This window comes from Microbacterium sp. W4I4, assembly GCF_030816235.1.
Taxonomy (GTDB): Bacteria; Actinomycetota; Actinomycetes; order Actinomycetales; family Microbacteriaceae; genus Microbacterium.
In genome coordinates this window covers 3,372,887-3,388,938 of sequence record NZ_JAUSXT010000001.1, presented here as the reverse complement: position 1 = coordinate 3,388,938, position 16,052 = coordinate 3,372,887, and the positions used below count along the sequence as shown (strand labels likewise).

Annotated in this window: 15 protein-coding genes; 1 reads left to right on the top strand and 14 read right to left on the bottom strand. The window is 69.5% G+C overall.

Translation table 11 applies throughout. The features are described from left to right. Positions 1-54: 54 nt before the first annotated feature. From QF046_RS15990 to QF046_RS15925, 14 genes are all read right to left on the bottom strand, one after another. Positions 55-3,876 (bottom strand): SCO7613 C-terminal domain-containing membrane protein, encoded by a 3,822-nt coding sequence (locus QF046_RS15990; protein ID WP_307371690.1) that lies wholly within the window; start codon positions 3,874-3,876, stop codon positions 55-57. Continuing rightward, the gene (locus QF046_RS15985) at positions 3,873-4,103 is read right to left on the bottom strand and encodes a helix-turn-helix transcriptional regulator (protein ID WP_307371688.1); all 231 of its coding nucleotides are present in this window, start codon (positions 4,101-4,103) and stop codon (positions 3,873-3,875) included. The genes QF046_RS15990 and QF046_RS15985 overlap by 4 nt, the downstream gene beginning before the upstream one ends. After that, complete coding sequence (locus tag QF046_RS15980) at positions 4,103-4,579, bottom strand: DUF2975 domain-containing protein (protein ID WP_307371685.1); 477 nt, start codon at positions 4,577-4,579, stop codon at positions 4,103-4,105. Before QF046_RS15980 ends, QF046_RS15985 begins: the two co-directional genes overlap by 1 nt. Before the next feature lie 94 nt (positions 4,580-4,673). Beyond that, positions 4,674-5,321, bottom strand: a complete 648-nt coding sequence (locus QF046_RS15975) for a spermidine/putrescine ABC transporter substrate-binding protein (RefSeq protein ID WP_307371682.1) — start codon at positions 5,319-5,321, stop codon at positions 4,674-4,676. A gap of 49 nt (positions 5,322-5,370) precedes the next feature. Further along, positions 5,371-5,865: a hypothetical protein gene (locus QF046_RS15970; RefSeq protein WP_307371679.1), complete on the bottom strand. Its 495-nt coding sequence runs from the start codon at positions 5,863-5,865 to the stop codon at positions 5,371-5,373. A 38-nt stretch (positions 5,866-5,903) separates the two neighbouring features. Continuing rightward, positions 5,904-7,055, bottom strand: a complete 1,152-nt coding sequence (locus QF046_RS15965; protein WP_307371676.1) for an ABC transporter — start codon at positions 7,053-7,055, stop codon at positions 5,904-5,906. 118 nt (positions 7,056-7,173) lie between these two features. Continuing rightward, positions 7,174-7,332 (bottom strand): hypothetical protein, encoded by a 159-nt coding sequence (locus tag QF046_RS15960; protein ID WP_307371674.1) that lies wholly within the window; start codon positions 7,330-7,332, stop codon positions 7,174-7,176. A gap of 199 nt (positions 7,333-7,531) precedes the next feature. Further along, a complete protein-coding gene (locus QF046_RS15955) occupies positions 7,532-8,164 on the bottom strand; it encodes a hypothetical protein (protein ID WP_307371672.1) in 633 nt (210 codons plus the stop codon). Positions 8,165-8,166: 2 nt separating this feature from the next. Further along, positions 8,167-8,493: a PadR family transcriptional regulator gene (locus QF046_RS15950; protein ID WP_307371670.1), complete on the bottom strand. Its 327-nt coding sequence runs from the start codon at positions 8,491-8,493 to the stop codon at positions 8,167-8,169. Between the two features lie 174 nt (positions 8,494-8,667). Next, positions 8,668-9,450 (bottom strand): hypothetical protein, encoded by a 783-nt coding sequence (locus tag QF046_RS15945; protein ID WP_307371668.1) that lies wholly within the window; start codon positions 9,448-9,450, stop codon positions 8,668-8,670. Then, a complete protein-coding gene (locus QF046_RS15940) occupies positions 9,447-11,339 on the bottom strand; it encodes a glycoside hydrolase family 13 protein (RefSeq protein WP_307371666.1) in 1,893 nt (630 codons plus the stop codon). The genes QF046_RS15945 and QF046_RS15940 overlap by 4 nt, the downstream gene beginning before the upstream one ends. Positions 11,340-11,468: 129 nt before the next feature. Then, positions 11,469-12,419 carry a sugar ABC transporter permease gene (locus tag QF046_RS15935; protein ID WP_307371665.1) on the bottom strand — a complete coding sequence of 317 codons (951 nt, stop codon included), beginning with the start codon at positions 12,417-12,419 and terminating at the stop codon, positions 11,469-11,471. A 1-nt stretch (position 12,420) separates the two neighbouring features. Beyond that, a complete protein-coding gene (locus QF046_RS15930) occupies positions 12,421-14,037 on the bottom strand; it encodes an ABC transporter permease subunit (RefSeq protein ID WP_307371662.1) in 1,617 nt (538 codons plus the stop codon). Positions 14,038-14,122: 85 nt separating this feature from the next. Next, complete coding sequence (locus QF046_RS15925; RefSeq protein WP_307371661.1) at positions 14,123-15,376, bottom strand: maltose ABC transporter substrate-binding protein; 1,254 nt, start codon at positions 15,374-15,376, stop codon at positions 14,123-14,125. 187 nt (positions 15,377-15,563) lie between these two features. Between QF046_RS15925 and QF046_RS15920 the strand changes: the two genes are divergently transcribed. Beyond that, on the top strand, positions 15,564-16,052 hold the full coding sequence (locus QF046_RS15920) for a YajQ family cyclic di-GMP-binding protein (RefSeq protein WP_307371658.1): 489 nt from the start codon (positions 15,564-15,566) through the stop codon (positions 16,050-16,052).

Sequence of the window (16,052 nt, the reverse complement as noted above, 5' to 3'; positions counted from 1 at the left end):
CAAGTGTAATCCCGCGTAACCTTCCCGGTCAAATGCCGCAAGCAGCCACGCCGGTCATCTCAGATCGCGCACGCGGGCCACGACCCCCCGGTCGGCGCCCTCACGGCGCTCGCCCGCGACGGCGATGATCAGCAGCACCGCCCCCACGGTGGCGAGCGTGATCCACCAGGGCATGGACTCGATGCCGCGACCGAGCTGCACCGAGAAGACGAACACGTTCTCGACAGGCAGCACGATCAGTCCGATGATGAACGGCGCGGCCAGGCGACGCGCCGCCCCGAGCAGGATCGCCGCGAGGGCGAGGCCCATCACGAGGATCGCACGCCAGGTGAGCGGGTCGGTGAAGGTCGAGACGATGGATGCCGACATCATCACGATCAGGCCAGGCGCGAGCAGCGGCCAGGAGCCGCGCCGGCCGTTCGGCCACGCATCCAGGCCCGCCACGGCGACGGCATCCGCTCCCCTCCTCAGCCCGAGGGCGCCGGCGGCGAGCAGGAACGCGCCGAGCGGGAGCGAGAACATCTCCACGCGCAGATCGCGCGGACTCCACGCCACGACGGCCGTGATGAAGGCGATTCCGAACAGCAGCCACACCGGCGGCAGGAGGGTGGCCCGTCCCCTGTTCGCCGCCTGAGCCTTCGGCGTCACGGCGGCCCGCAGCATGAGCACCAGCCAGCCGATCATGAGCAGCCACATGCCCCAGATGACGAACCAGTCGCGGGCGATCGACGGCCAGACCCCGATCGCGAAGGCGAGCGCCGCGGGTGCGGCGAGCCAGCGCGAGGCGATCAGTCGATCGAGAACGGCGGGCGCTTCGCGCGGGGACGTGCTCTCCCCGCGGGCCGCCGTCTCGCTTGCGTCCGCGGGAAGCGCGTTCTCGCGCGACGGATGCGGGGCGGATGCCGACGAGCGCAGCATCCGGGCGGCGGCGACCAGCGCGACGGCCGCGAGCGCGCTCATCCCGAGGGCGAGCAGGAAGACACCGGCGTCGCCGCCGATGACCGGCGAGGGATCGGTGCCGCTCCCCCAGCGCACCGCCTGCGCCGTACCGGCGAGCGCGGCGATCGCGGCGATAAGCACGGTGGCGGTGCGCAGCGGGCGCAGTCGTCGCAGGCGCGCTCCCGTCGCGCGCCCGATGAACCACCCGGCCGCCAGCAGCAGCCACCCGGCGGCGAGCAGGCCGTAGGCACGCCAGGGGACGGTGTGCACGGGATCCGCGGCGATGAGCAGCGCCAGCACGGGCGCGACAGCACCGGCGAGGCCCGCCGCGAACAGCGCGACCGAACGCGTGCCGCGCAGCGCGAGAGTCAGCGCCACCAGCACCGCGCCGAGCGCCGGCGGAAGCAGGTACGCCTCGGGCAGTGCCACACCGTTCAGCGCCCACAGCGACCAGAGCGCGCCTGTGAACGAGGCCGCAGCCACCCACCAGCCGTAGCGGCGTCCGGCCACCAGCGACGTGAGGAGCGCTCCGACGCCGACGATGATCAGCACCAGGCACGCGGTCCCGAACCCGGCGGCCTCGCGCGTGAGGGACAGCGCCACGGCGATCACGGCGGTGAGCAGGGCGGACGCCTCGATCGCTATGCGCGCGGCATCCGCGGTAGGGGCGAGCAGGCCGCGCGCGACGAGACCTTCGCGGATCATGCCGCCGGAGGGCAGCACGAGCGCCACCAGCAGGGCGATGAGCGGCAGCACTACAGGCGAGCCGCTCTGCACGAGCAGCTGCGCGCCGAGGCAGAGGATCACCACTGCGAGCGAGGGCACGAGCACGGCCGCGGCGAGTGTGCGGATCACGACGGTGAGGCCGGCGCGCCTGGTCAGCAGCAACGACAGGGCGAGCACGAACATCAGTCCGGTCGACAGCGCCGTCCAGCCGCTGCGCTCGAACACCACCTGCGCGATCCCGATCGCGAACGGCACGGACGCCACCACGAGGATCGTCTGCCAGCTGCGCGCGGCCACGGCGGGCAGGAACGTCGCGGCGATCGCGCCGAGCAGGCCCGCGGATGCCGTCAGGCACAGCAGTGCGACGCCGCCGACACCGGCCAGCGACAGGGCCGTGGACACCAGGGCCAGGGCGTACCCGTATCCGAGTCCCAGGTGCAGGAATCGCCACGCGGGTGCGATCGTGCCCGCCGCGACCGCGAGAACGGCGATGGTTCCGATACCCGCGAGTGGGACCACCGTGCGGTCCTGCCAGGCCAGCAGCACAGAGACGAGCAGCGCGACATGGACGCCGACGACGAGCACGACACGGGCGGATGCCGCATCGGTTCCGATTCGTCGGATCAGCACTGCCGCGGTCCCCGCGGCGATCACGAGCAGGACGGCGATGCTGACCGCCAGCGGCAGCACGCGACCGGCAGCCGTCGCCAGCACCGCGACCGTCGCGTACAGCGCCGCGACCACGAGGGCGGCTCCCCGCAGCGGACGGATGTCGTGGCGGCCGCGCGCGAAGCGGGCGAACACCGCGAAGCCGAGGGAGATGACAGCGAGCCCGACGATGATCGGCCAGGTGGCGTCCCCCACGACCGGCGTCGAGACCGTTTCATCGAGACCTCTGCCGGTGAAGGCCAGCAGCGTGCTCCCGATGTACACCGCCGGGAGAACCGCTGGGGCACTCGTCACGCCGGCGGCGAGTCCGGCACCGAACGCGACGGCGATGCGCGGGGTGCGCGAGGACAGCGGGACGATCGCGCAGAGGAGAAGCGCGAGCACGGCGCCGGCGGGTTCGAGGGCGGTGCTCCATTCGGATCGGACCGCGACCCCGCCGAGCACGCTCGAAGCGCCGACGGCACCGGCGCCCACAGCGAGGACACCGGCAGCGAAGGCCCAGACCCTCGGGACGGTCCGCACCGAGGCGAGCACTGCGGCGACCGCCAGGACGCCGAGGACGACGGCGACGGAGATCGGCTCGGCGAGGATGATGCGCGCGATGGCGAGCACCGTCGCCATCGCCTGCAGTGCGGTCAGCGCCACCGTTTCGGCGAGCAGCGCGCGACGCGGAGCGGGATCCGCTCCGGCATCCGCTGACCCGTCCGGCCGCGGAACGACCGCGCGCACGGGGAAACCGGGAGCGAACCTCGGGAGCAGGGCCATCAGGCCCGTCGCGGCGAACGCGGATGCGGCGATCAGCAGCGCCGTCGGCAGGGCGTCCTGCATGGCGAAACCGAGCATCGCCGGGACGGCGGCGAGGGCGAGCAGCGAGGTCCAGAGCCAGATCCGGATGCGGAATCGCAGCGCCGCCGCGAGCAGCAGACACCCCGCGACAGCGGTGGCGATCGCCGCGGACACCCACGCGGCCGTGCCGTCGGAGAACGATCCGGCGACCGCCTGCACGTCGAGGCCGACGAAGACGAGGCCCAGCCCGCCCACCGCCTCGGCAGAGGACTGCAGCCGTCGCCGGGCCAGCAGCCACGCGCCGGCGAGGAAAGCCAGCGTGACCAGGCCGATGATGGTGCTGCGCACGGCCCGATCGGCGAGCTCGGGGTTGAAGAAGGTGAACACGATCGCCGCGACGGCGAACAGCGCGGCGCCCGCCGTCGCGAGCACGGACTGCAGGCTGGCCCCGTCCCTCACCGGCGCGGGTGCGGTGCCGGAAGCCGCGGGCGCCGGTGCGGGCCGCGGCGGCGCCGCCGCCGTCGCCCGGTGCGGGGTGAATGCCGTCCGAGGCACGCGGGCCACCAGGGCCGCACGCGTGTTCAGCGCGGCGACCGCGGCCAGGGACGCGTTCCACAGCTCGAGTCCCTGCGGACCGCGCAGGTCCGCCCCGCAGCGCGGGCAGCATCCGTCTCTCAACGGCGTCAGCTCGCACACCGGACAGGTGTGCGCATCGCTCAGCCGGGCGATGCTCTCCGGCATCCATCGACCCGTCATGACTCCCCCTTGGTCTGCGTCCCTGCGGGGACGCGGCGCAGAATGTCGCCGGGCTGGCAGTCCAGCACGCGGCAGATGGCGTCGAGCGTGGTGAAGCGCACCGCCTTGGCTCGTCCGTTCTTGAGCACGGCGACGTTGGCCGGCGTGATGCCGATGGCATCCGCGAACTCCTGCACGCTCATCTTGCGACGCGCGAGCATCACGTCGATGTCGATCACGATGGGCATCAGACCACCTCGGAGAGGTCCTGCTCGAGCTGCAGCGCCTTGCGCAGCAGCCCGCGCATCACTCCGACGAGCAGAGCCAGAGAGACACTGACCGTGGTGCCGAGCAGGGCCAGGATCAGGATGCCCGGGTTGGCCGCCTGGGCGATGAAGAGCACGATGTACGACGCGACGATCACGACACCGGCTGCCAGCATGGTGCCGATGATGATATCGACGTAGCGGAACGCGTGCGAGCTGAAGATCCGGTCGGCGCGCACCAGCGAGAGCAGCGCGAACACGCACACCAGCACGATCTCGACGAGCACCAGGAACAGCACCGCGCCGATGACGCCCGGCACCTCCAGGTACGCCAGTTCCGGATTGCGCCAGGCCGTGGTCGCGGCCACCGCGGGGATCATGAACACCTGGGCGATGACCAGCAGTGCCAGCATGACGACGATCATCGCCTTCAGCACGAACGTGGCGAGGGGCTGCATGATGCTCCTATCGAAATACGATGACTATCTATCGAAAAACGATAGCCATGGCCCCCGACGTCGGCAAGCGGATGCAGGCGATTCCCAGCGAGGGTTACGGGAAGTCGGGGTCGAACGGAGAGTCCAGCTCATCGCCCAGCTCGGCGAGCATCGCCTCGATCTGCGGTTCGACGTGCTGCGAGATGGCGGCCTGCACCTGCAGACGGTGGCGCAGCAGGATGCCGCAGATCTCCCGGCCGACCATGTTCGCGTAGTCGTCGGCCAGTGCGACCTCCTGCCGGAGGGCGGCCTTCGCCTCGTCGCTCAACGGGGGCAGTGGTGCGAGTTCGGCCGCGGCCTCGTCCGCGAGACCCGCGACCGTGAACAGGAACGGCGCACCCGGCACGGGGTCGGGATCCAGCGGCATCCCCTCGTATTCAGGGTCGAGTCCCTCGGCCGGACGATACGCGCGGGAGCGGTTGCGGTCGGCCTGATGATCGAGTTCGGCCTGCAGCATGGGCAGGTTGCGCGCGGTGTACTCCGCGACGGCACGGTCGATGATCGTCTTGATGCGCGTGGACAGCCCGTGCTGCACGCCGTGGGGAACGTTGGAGCCGATGCCCGCCGCCGAGAGGATCGGCGACCCCAGGCAACGACGGCACGGGGCGACGCGCCCTTTGTGCGTCGCCGGCGCCCAGCGCGGCACCCAGCGCAGCCAGGCCTCGACAGCCTGGCCCACCTGGGATTCCAGAGACCTCTCCACGGTTACAGGGTAAGGGCGCGGGCGCGGATCGGCGCGGCTTGCGCGCGTGTCACTCCGCGTCGTCGCCCTCCCACGGCCAATGCGGGGCGCCCGCGCGCGTGCGGCGCAGGGCGATGGCCACCCACGCTCCCACGGCCGCGGCGAGCAGCACCACCAGGCTGGATCCGCGGGTGACAAGCTGCGAGACCGCGCCCAGAGCCGACGCGAACCCCACCCCACTCAGCAGCGCGGCGAGCCACAGGGCGATCAGATGGGCGACGGCGGTGACCAGCGCCACTGCCGGCACCGCGAGGAACGACGGACGGTCGCGGGCGAGGGTCGGCCACAGCATCCAGCAGAAAGCGGCGATCGCGAAGATCATCGCGACGATCGCCGGCCACCAGTCCAGTCCGCGGATCGAGAGGATGTCGATGTCGCGGAAGAAGCTCAGCATCCCCAGCCCGAGGATCGACAGCGCCGCGAACCCGGCGAGCCCGACGACCAGCGCCAGGAACGCAGAGACCCCCGCCGGCTCAGTGCCGCGGGGGTCTCCGTCAGTGCTCATGACGCCAGCCTATGCTCGGCCGGGCGCCCTGTCGCCGCTCAGCGCAGGGCGGAAGGACCGGCCTCGAGGGTGCGCTCGTACTCGGCCTGCGCCTCGGCGTTCAGAACCTTCTTGCGTGCACCCGCACGCGAGACCCAGGCGCCGAACCAGATGGTGAGCTCGCGGGCGAAGATGAACGCCGCGATCGCGAGAGGCGCGAGCATCTGCTCGTTGACGAGGTCGACCGTCTCGCTGGTGGTGATGCGCCAGAACGGGGCCTGGAACAGCTGTCCCAGAAGGTGCCCGCCGTAGGTGGCCACAGCCACCAGCAGTCCGAAGATGACCCACTTGCCCCAGCGGGCCCGGTTGATGAAGGCACCGAGCAGCCAGAACGCGAGGTAGAAGACCACGACGGGAACCCAGAACGCCCAGGTGGTGAGCGGAGCGAGGGCGGCGGTCGCGATGTTCTCACCGGTCACATCACCGGCGAGCGCGCCCAAACCGAGAGTCGCACCCAGGTAGAGGATGGCGAAGGCGAGGGCGGCGAGAAGCCCGATCCCGCCTGCCGCACCGCGGTTGCCGAGCTCACGAGGCGGCTCGGGAGCCTGCACGAAGATCGGCTGCGGGGCCGCCGGCGGTGCCGTCGGCTCGGCGGGGACGACCTGCGTCTCGGCGGCAGCGGCCGCGGCGGACGACGCGCTCAGCCCGTACGCCTCATCGGCCACCGACGGGGTGGTCTCGTGGACGCGCGTCGCGTCGGCGTCGTCAGCGTCATGCACGGCCGTGTCGTCGCCCGCGGCGCGGATGTACGACAGGTCGTAGTCGCCGTCGGAGGCGCTGGAGGACGCAGCCTCGGAGGGAGCCGGCTCGGAGGGAGCCGGCTCGGAAGCGATCGGGGCATCGTCATCGGCCGCGGCCGTCTCCGGCGCGGGGACGTCGGCTGCTCCCGCTGCAGAAGCGTCGTCGTACGAGCCGTCGCCGGCGTAGGCCCCCTGCTCAGGGCTGCCCTCGGTGCTGTCGAACACGCCCGGGTGGTCTCGTTCCGCCGCCTCGAAGGCAGCGAGGTCGGGGTCGACGGCATCCGCATCGCCGGCGTCGCCCGGCACATCGGCGCGGGCCGCAGCGGCGGCGTCGAGTCCCTCGTTGGCGCTGCCTACGACGTCATCGATGTCATTCGGCCGGTCGTTCTGGGGAACCTCGGGGTCGCTCATGGCTTCGCCTCTCGTGGATAGGTGCACAGTGAGGGTAACGCCCGCGTGATCCCGCGGGAGGGAGGCTTGCCGACGTGTCGTCGGGCTGGTATGCATGCGGCCGGGCGTGTCGCTCCGCTCAGCCCGGGACGGTGCCGTCGAGAAGGTGGCCGACGACCACCAGCAGGCCCGGGCCCGCCGGCAGCGAGAGCCACAGCAGCGCACCGACGACAGCGGCGCACAGGACGCCGATGATCCAGCTCACCGCCAGGCTCCGACCTCCCACTCGCGTCGTCATGCTCCGACCGTACGCCCGGGTGGACGGCGAGCTGGGACCGTGCGCTCCGTGTCGCTCCGCCGCCGCTGCACCCGGCCGCGAGAAACCACATTCCGCGTGAAACTCACGTCCACCCCTGATTTCTCGCGCGAATCGTGGTTTCTCACACACGGTTCGCCGGCGCCGGCGCGGCGCGGCGCACGTCGGCAGAGCGGGCTCGTCAGAGAGCCGCGGTGCGACCCCGCATCCGCCACAGCAGCCAGAGGCCGGATGCCGGGATCGCGACCACCACGAGCACGAGGATCGACACGTGCCCGAAATCGTAAACGGTCGGCAGGAGCGGGTTCACTGCCTCGGGAGCGGTGCCCGTTCCGGATGCTTCATGCACCTCGACGGCAGTCGTCGTGTAGGCGGGGAGCGAGAAGAGCAGGACGACCCCGAACAGCACGAGCGGCGCGCAGATCGCGACGACCTTCTCCCAGGTGCGCCACATGCCGCTCATCACGACCATCACCGCGCCGACGAGCCCGCCGACGAACGGTACGAGGAACCCGCCGAAGCTCAGCGCGATCGCCGCCGCGATCGCGAAGCCGCGCGAGCGGGTCAGCGGCACCGGGGCCGGCACGACCGCAGGTGCGAACGCCGCGGGCGGCACGTACCCGCCGGCATCCATCGCCTCTCGCGCGATCACGGCCGGGTCGCCGAGCTGCGCGATGCGCTGCTCGGCGGCATCCGGCCCGAGACTCGAGAGCTCCTCGGCGATGCCGGCGCGGATCTCGGCGGCGACCCCGTGCGGCACGTCGCGCAGCGCGACGTCCAACCGGGCGAGGTAGTCGGAGGTGGTGGTCATCATGGTCATTCCTCTCCCACCAGGGACGAGACGGTCTGGGCGAAGGGCATCCACTGCCGCCGGAACAGCACGAGCTGGGCGATACCGGCATCCGTCAGCCGGTAGTACCTGCGCACCGGACCGGCGTCGGAGGGCTGGTCGAAGGTCGACACCCAGCCGTTGTCGCGCAGGCGCCCGAGCAGCGGATACAGCGTGCCGATGCTGGCGATCAGCCCGGGCGCGGTGAGCGCGTCGGCGAGCTGCCATCCATACATCGGTTCGCGGGCGAGCAGGCCGAGCACGCAGTACTCGACCACCCCTTTGCGCATCTGCGCACCCACGTCCGCTGTCATGCCTCACAAGCTAGCATGCGTGACAAGACACCGCCACACCACCGCCCGCACCACCTTCGACCCCGCGAGCCCTTCGACCCCGCGAGACTTCTGTCCCAGCATGAGACGGCACGCAGGAGCATCCGTCTCATGCGGGAAGTGAAGTCTCGCGGGGAGGGGAAGAAGGGCGAGCGGTCAGCGCCAGCCCAGGCGCACGGCGACGACGTCGGCCGCACGGGTCGGAAACGCCTCCCACCCCGGCTCGAGCTCACGAAGGAGACGGAAGAGAGCCAGCGCCGCGTCCTCCTCCGGCTGCGCCAGCGCGGATGCCACGCGCTCACCCCACTCGGGATGATCGCGCTCGAATCGCCGCACAGGGTCGTTCACGTCGCGCAGCGTCGTCGAGGAGTCCGCAAGCCGGCCGCGGACGGCCCGCACCAGATGGTTGACCGCCCATTGCCTGATGAACGCGCCCCCGTTCAGGCGTTCTCCGCGCCTGACGCGGCCGACCCCGATCAGCAGCTTCACGAGCACCAGCCGCGCATCGTTCACCGGGTCGAAGACGTCCGCTGCCAGCGCCCGATGCCGAGCCCGCTCGACGAGCCCGGTCGTGGTGAGCGCCTCGTCGTCCACCACGACCGTCGCCTCCGCAGCGAGCGCATCGGAGAGCTCGGCGGCTTCCGCCAACGCGAACTCGAAGACGTGCCCGTCGTCGTACACCGCGACGAAGCCGATCTCTCCCTCGCGGGCGGTGAGCACGATCCGGTGCTGCTCGGGCAGCCAGCGCAGGTCGGGTCGCAGCTCGGTTCCGTGTCCTTCGGCGATGACCGCGAAGAAGTCGTGGTCGGACCATTCATCGCGGCGCTCTCGCGCCTCCTCGGACGCGGACCCCAGCAGCACGAGGCCGATGAGGTCGTCATGCGAGAGCACCGCTTCGGCAAGGCCTCGACTGAGGGCCTCGTAGGCCTGCGCGGTCACGCGCGCCCGCCGGGGATGCGCACCCCGGGAAGTGACCAGGCCGCGAAAGCGGGTCCATCGGCGGCGAGCATCACGGCGCCGTCGGATGCCACGGCCAGCGTGGCGTCTCCGAACAGGGCCTCCGCCCGCGCGGCGCCGGGCAGCGCGCCGGGCGCGAGCTCGGCATCCGCTCCCCCACGCGTCGCCAGCACGAGCACGCTCTCCTCCGTGCTCTCGCGCACGAAGACGACGGTCTCGTCGTCGACGTGCAGCCAGCGCATTCCGCCGTTCGCGAGCGCAGGATGCGCGCGGCGCAGCTCGACCAGCGAGCGGTACGTCGTGAACGTCTCGGCGAGCGCGGGCTCGTCCTGCCGCGACCACGGCATGGGCGTGCGGCTGGCCTCGCCGTCGGTGCCGGTGAGGCCGAACTCGTCGCCGGCGAACACGACCGGCACGCCCGGCATGGTCATCGACAGTCCGACCGCCACAGGCAGGGCGCCCGGTGCGGCGTTCGTCGCGAAGCGGGCCGTGTCATGCGTGTCGAGCGGCTGCATGTTGCCGAGCCGCACCCGCCACGGGATGCCGGCGGTGAAGCGCGTCACGGCATCCGCGAATTCCTGGGCCGAGTACCGCGGGATGCCGCCGATCGGCTGCCCGAAGAACCACGGGTCGGTGAGCTGCTCACCCTCGCCGTTCAGGTACGGCTCCCCGGTCGGCTCGCTCAGCCAGCCCCACAGCGGACGCGTGAACGACGGGTATGTCATCGCACCGTGCCAGCCGTCGCCCTGCAGGTCGCTGGCGGCGTCGTTCGTGGACTCCCCCAGCAGGATCGCCTCAGGGTTGATGGCGAGCATCGTCTCGCGCAGCAGCGAGCGCACCTCGGCGTTCAGGTCGATGTCGCCCAGGCGCCCGGTCATGTTCGCCACGTCGATGCGCCAGCCGTCGATCGAGTACGGCGGCTTGAGCCACTTGGCGACCACGGAGTCCTCCCCCGTGATGAACCGCTCGCGCAGTGCCTCGGACGCCCAGTTGAACTTGGGCAGCGTCGGGGTGCCCAACCACGACTCGTACTCGGTGTTGCCCTCGTCGGTGAAGTAGTAGTAGCTCTCGGTCTCGGCGCCCGGCTTGCCGAGCGCCTGCTGGAACCACTCGTGCCGGTCACCGGAGTGGTTGCTGGTGAGATCGCCGATCACGCGGATGCCGCGGGCGTGCGCCTCCTCGATGAGGCGGATGTATGCCTCATCGCCGCCGAGCAGCGGATCGATCGAATCGAAGCTCGCCGCGTCGTAGCGATGGTTGGATCCGGCGGGGAACACGGGCGTCAGATACAGCAGGTCCACGCCGAGAGCGACGAGGTGATCGAGATGTTCCGTGATCCCTGGAATGTCGCCGCCGTAGAACTGCTGCGAGCGGCCGGGCATGACCGGATCGACCGGCTCATCCCAGGTCGCCGCGATCGCCCACTCGGGCGTCGGATGCTGATCCGCCTGCGTGGACCGAGCGAACCGGTCCGGGAAGACCTGGTACATCACCGACCCGTGCAGCCACGCGGGAGGCGCGGGGTGGGCGACGACGGCGAAGTCCTCGGCATCCAGGGTCTCCAGGGTGTGGATGCCGGTCTGGTTCAGCCATTCCACCCGCCCGCCCTCGTGCACGAGCACGAAGCGGTAGCCGTGCCGACGATTGCGCACCGTGATCGGCGCCTCCCACCAGTCCCAGCCGTCGGCGGAACCGGTGTGCACGGCATCCGTCCACTGCGGCTCGTGGTCGGGGTTGGAGCGGGTGCGCACGGCCGCGAGCGGGCCGTAGCCGGCGGGCACCCGAAGGCGCACGGTGACGGTGTCTCCGAGTTCGGGCGCGTCGTCGGACACGTACAGCGGCGAACCGTCGTGGTGAGGGAGCAGATTCATGTCAGGCCTTTCATGACGACGGGTGCACCCCGTCGGAGAGCGACGTGGTTGCACGGCCGAGGCCATGGCAGAGCCCTTGAGTTGTCTGTCGGTGAGATTCTGGCACGGGTGGGGTGCCCCTGGCATCCGCTACTTGACGCTGCCGGCGGTCAGACCGCCGACGATGTACTTCTGCAGTGCGAGGAAGAGCGCGACCGGCAGGATCGCCGCGAGCACGGCGCCGGCGGCGAACACGCTCCAGTTCTTGGAGAACTCGTCGGAGACGAAGCGGTACAGGCCGACGGCGAGGGTCTGCTTCTCGGGATCGACGAGGATCACGGATGCCAGGATGAACTCGCTCGATGTGCCGATGAAGCTCAGCAGGCCGACCACCGCGAGGATCGGGGCGACCAGACGCAGGATGATCGTGAAGAAGATGCGCGCATGGCCCGCACCGTCGATCTTCGCGGCCTCGTCGATCGATGCCGGCACGGTGTTGAAGAACCCGTACATGAGGTAGGTGTTCGCCCCGAGCGCGCCACCGAGGTACACCATGATCAGTCCGATCTGGGTGTTCAGGCCGATCGCGGGGAAGATGTCGCTGATCGTCACCATGATCAGGAAGATCGCGACCATGGCGAGCATCTGCGGGAACATCTGCACGACCAGCAGCGCGGTGAGGGTGAACCGCCGGCCGGCGAACCGCATCCGGGAGAAGCTGTAGGCGGCGAGCGCGCCGAGCAGCACGGTCATGACCGAGGTGGTGGCCCCGATCACCAGCGTGTTCATGAACCAGGCGCCGTAGGGCTGCGACGGGTTCTGGAACAGCTCGACGTAGCTGCCGATGTCGAAGTTGCCGAAGAGCGAGTTCGCGGTGAGCAGCGTGCCGCCTGGGTTCAGGGATGCGCTGATGACGTACAGCAGCGGGAACAGCGCGAACACGGTCGCGACGATGCCGACGAGGTGTCGCCATCCGGTCTCGCGGAAGTACTTGCGGAAGGGACGCCGGGGTGCGCGACCCTCGCCTCGGATGCCGGTGCCGGTACCGGTGCCGGTGACGATCGCGCTGGTGGAGGGCGCCGGGGTCTGGGTGGTGCTCATGTCAGTTCAGATCCTCCAGGGCCTTGGTGCGCCGGAACGCGATGACCGAGATGGTCGCGACGAGGATGAAGATGATGATCGAGAAGGCGCTCGCGAGGCCGTAGTCGGAGGTCGATCCGACGAACGCGACCTTGTAGACCATCGTGATCAGGATGTCGGTGGCACCGACGTTCACGCCTGCGGTGATGTCACGCGGCCCGCCGCCGGTGAGCATGTAGATCAGGCTGAAGTTGTTGAAGTTGAACGCGAACGACGAGATCAGCAGCGGGGCGACCGCGACCAGCAGCAGTGGCAGCTTGATGGCGCGGAACACCTGCCAGGCGCTGGCACCGTCCACCTTGGCGGCCTCCTGCACGTCCTCGGGGATGGACTGCAGGGCTCCCGTGCAGATGAGGAACATGTACGGGAAGCCCAGCCACAGGTTGACCAGGATGATGCTGAACTTCGCCAGCCACTCGTTCGTCAGCCAGGGGATGTCGGCGCCCCCGAACAGCACGACGTTGAGGAAGCCGAACTCCTGGTTCATCATCCCCGCCCACACCAGCGCGGAGAGGAACCCGGGGAACGCGTAGGGCAGGATCATCAGCACCCGGTAGTACTTCTTCGACTTCATCCGCGGGTCGTTGAACACGATCGCGAGGAAGAGTCCGAGCGCGAAACAGGTGAGCACCGAGAGGATCGCGAAGACGAAGGTCCACACCAGCACCTGCAGGAAGGGATCGCGGATCGACTCCTCGGTGAACGCGCGGGTGAAGTTGTCGAAGCCGACGGTGATCTGCCAGCCGGGCTTGAGCTCGGTGCCGTCGTCGGCGGTGAACGCCCCGGTGCCGATGTCGCTGTACACGGCCCCGCTGCGCGTGTCCGTCATGGTTCCGGCGGCTTCGTCGTAGACGAGTTTGGAGGTGTACGCGTACGCGGAGGATCCATCGGGCGTGCGCAGCACGCCGTCGTTGGGATCGGAGCTGATCGGCACCGACATGTCGGCGATCTTCGCCTGCTGGGCGACGATGTCGCCGAACTTCAGGGTCGTGTAGCCGGACAGGCCGACGGCCTTGCCGTTCTTCATCTCGGCATCCGAGACGTCCTCGAGCGGGCGCTCCTCACCGCCGAGCTGCACGTCGCCGTCCGGGTCGGTGACCAGGAAGGACAGCTCCCCCAGCTGGTCGACGATGGTGAGCTCGTAGGCGGCGGAGTCGGGTACGCGCTCCTGCGCCGAGAGCATCAGCGCGTTGACCGCGCTGTCCTTGTCGGCGTTGTGCCCTGTGCCGTAGTTCGTGAAGGCGACGTAGCCGGTGTACAGCGCGGCGAACACCTGGAACACGAACAGGAAGACGAGCCCGGGCATGAGGTACTTGGCGGGCAGCCGCCCCCGTCCCGTGTACACCCAGACGGCGAGCAGTGCGACGGCGACGACGAGGATCGCGGGGACCCACTGGTCGGTACGGATCAGGACGAGCGCGGCGAACACCGCGAACGCGAGGATCAGCCCGAGCAGGACGATCTTGAGCAGCACCAGTCCCCAGCCGCCTCCGGCGGCTTCGGCGATGCGGGTGGCGCGACGCTGGCCTCGCGTCGCCTGTTCAGGGGCCGCGTGTTCAGGGTCCTGGGTGAGCGTCATTGGCTGTCCTCGTCGAAAGTCGCTGATCTGCGGAGGGGGATGAGGTGGGCGGCATCCGCTCCGGATGCCGCCCACCCCTGATCCGTCACTTGCTGATCGCGCCCTGGACGTCGGCGGTCATCTTGTCCCACAGCGCGGCGGGGTCGCCGCCCTTGCCGTTGATCAGGGCAGTCTCGGTGACACCCCAGAACTGCCAGACGGCACCCATCTCGGGGATGCTGGGCATCGGCACGGCGTTCGCGCCGACCTCGCCGAAGCCCGCGGTGATCGGGTCGTTCTTCACGGCCGCGTCGAAGGCAGCGGTCAGCGCGGGCGCGCGTCCGCCGACCTCGTACAGTGCGGTCTGCACCTTCTCGGAGCCGACGTAGTTCAGCAGGAACTCATTGGCGGCGAGCTTGTTCTTGCTCTCCGCACTGAGGAAGAAGCCCTGCACGCCGGCGAAGGGCTGCGCGTCCTCGCCACCGGCCGAGGGAATCGGGTCGATCGCGATGTTCAGACCCTTCTCGGTTGCGGCGGGCGCGTTCCACGGGCCGGTGAGGAAGAACGGCGACTTGCCGGCGAGGAAGTTCTCCTTGGCGAGGTCGCCGGTGATGTTGGTGTTCAGGATGCCGGCCTTGCCCTGCTCGCCGAGCCATGCGGCGAACTCCTTGCCGCCGTCGTTGCCGATCTGCAGGTCGTCGGCGTTGTAGCTGCCGTCGGAATTCTGGCCGAACACCGGAGCACCGAAGGAGGTCTGGAACGGGTACAGGTGATAGGGATCGGCCTGCTCGGGGTCCAGGCCCACGAGGAAGGCGTAGTCCGTTCCCGCGGCCTTGCCCTTCGCGACCATGTCGGCGAAGTCGGTGGGGGCCTCGGAGACGAGGTCGGTGTTGCGCATCAGGCCGATGTTCTCGATCGCGTAGGGCACGCCGTACAGCTGACCGTCGTAGCTGAACGCGTCGAGGGCGATCTGCTGGAACTCGTCGGAACGGTCGCCGAGCTCGACGGGGGCGACCACGCCGTTGTCGACGAGGATGCCGAGCCAGTCGTGGGCGCCCACGACGACGTCAGGGCCCTTGCCGGTCGGCGCCTGCTGCACGAACTGGTCGCGGATCTCGCCGAACTCCTTCTGCACGAGAGAGACCTTCACGCCGGTGTCGTCCGTGAACTCCTTGGCGGCATCCTTCATGACGTCGGCGCGGTCGGCGTCGACCCAGACCGTGATCTGGCCGGAGAAGGCTGCGTCGTCACCGCCCTTGTCATCGCTGGACGGAGTGGATGATGCACAGCCGGCCAGAGCCAGTGCGGACGTGACGGCGATGGCGCTGAACGCGAGGATGCTCCTCTTGGTCACCTTCATTGGTGTGTGCCTCTCTTGATGCGGAGCCTGCGAGATATGCAAGCGCTTACAGTATGACCCGGACCAGGGCCTGCACGCGAGTCTTCATTTGGTCGATATCAACCTGTTATCGGAGGCGAGGAGTCACTACTGCCATGGAAGCGCTTCCAAAACGGTCTTCTGCTGACAACCTCGATAGACTTCCGCCATGGCTGATTCCTCGTTCGACATCGTCTCCAAGGTTGACCACCAGGAGGCCGAAAACGCATTGAACCAGGCCCGCAAGGAGGTCGAGCAGCGCTACGACTTCAAGGGCACCGACGCCTCCGTCGCCTGGAGCGGCGAAGACATCCTCATCAAGGCGAACTCCGAGGAGCGCGCCAAGGCGGTGCTCGACGTGTTCCAGTCCAAGCTCATCAAGCGCGGCATCTCACTGAAGAGCCTGGAGTCGGGTGAGCCCTTCGCCAGCGGCAAGGAGTACCGGATCGTGTCGACGATCAAGGACGGCATCTCCAGCGAGAACGCGAAGAAGATCAGCAAGATCATCCGGGACGAGGGCCCCAAGGGCGTGAAGAGCCAGATCCAGGGCGACGAGCTGCGCGTGCAGTCCAAGAGCCGCGACGATCTGCAGTCCGTCATCGCCCTGCTCAAGGGCAGCGATCTGGACGTCGACCTGCAGTTCATCAACTACCGCTGA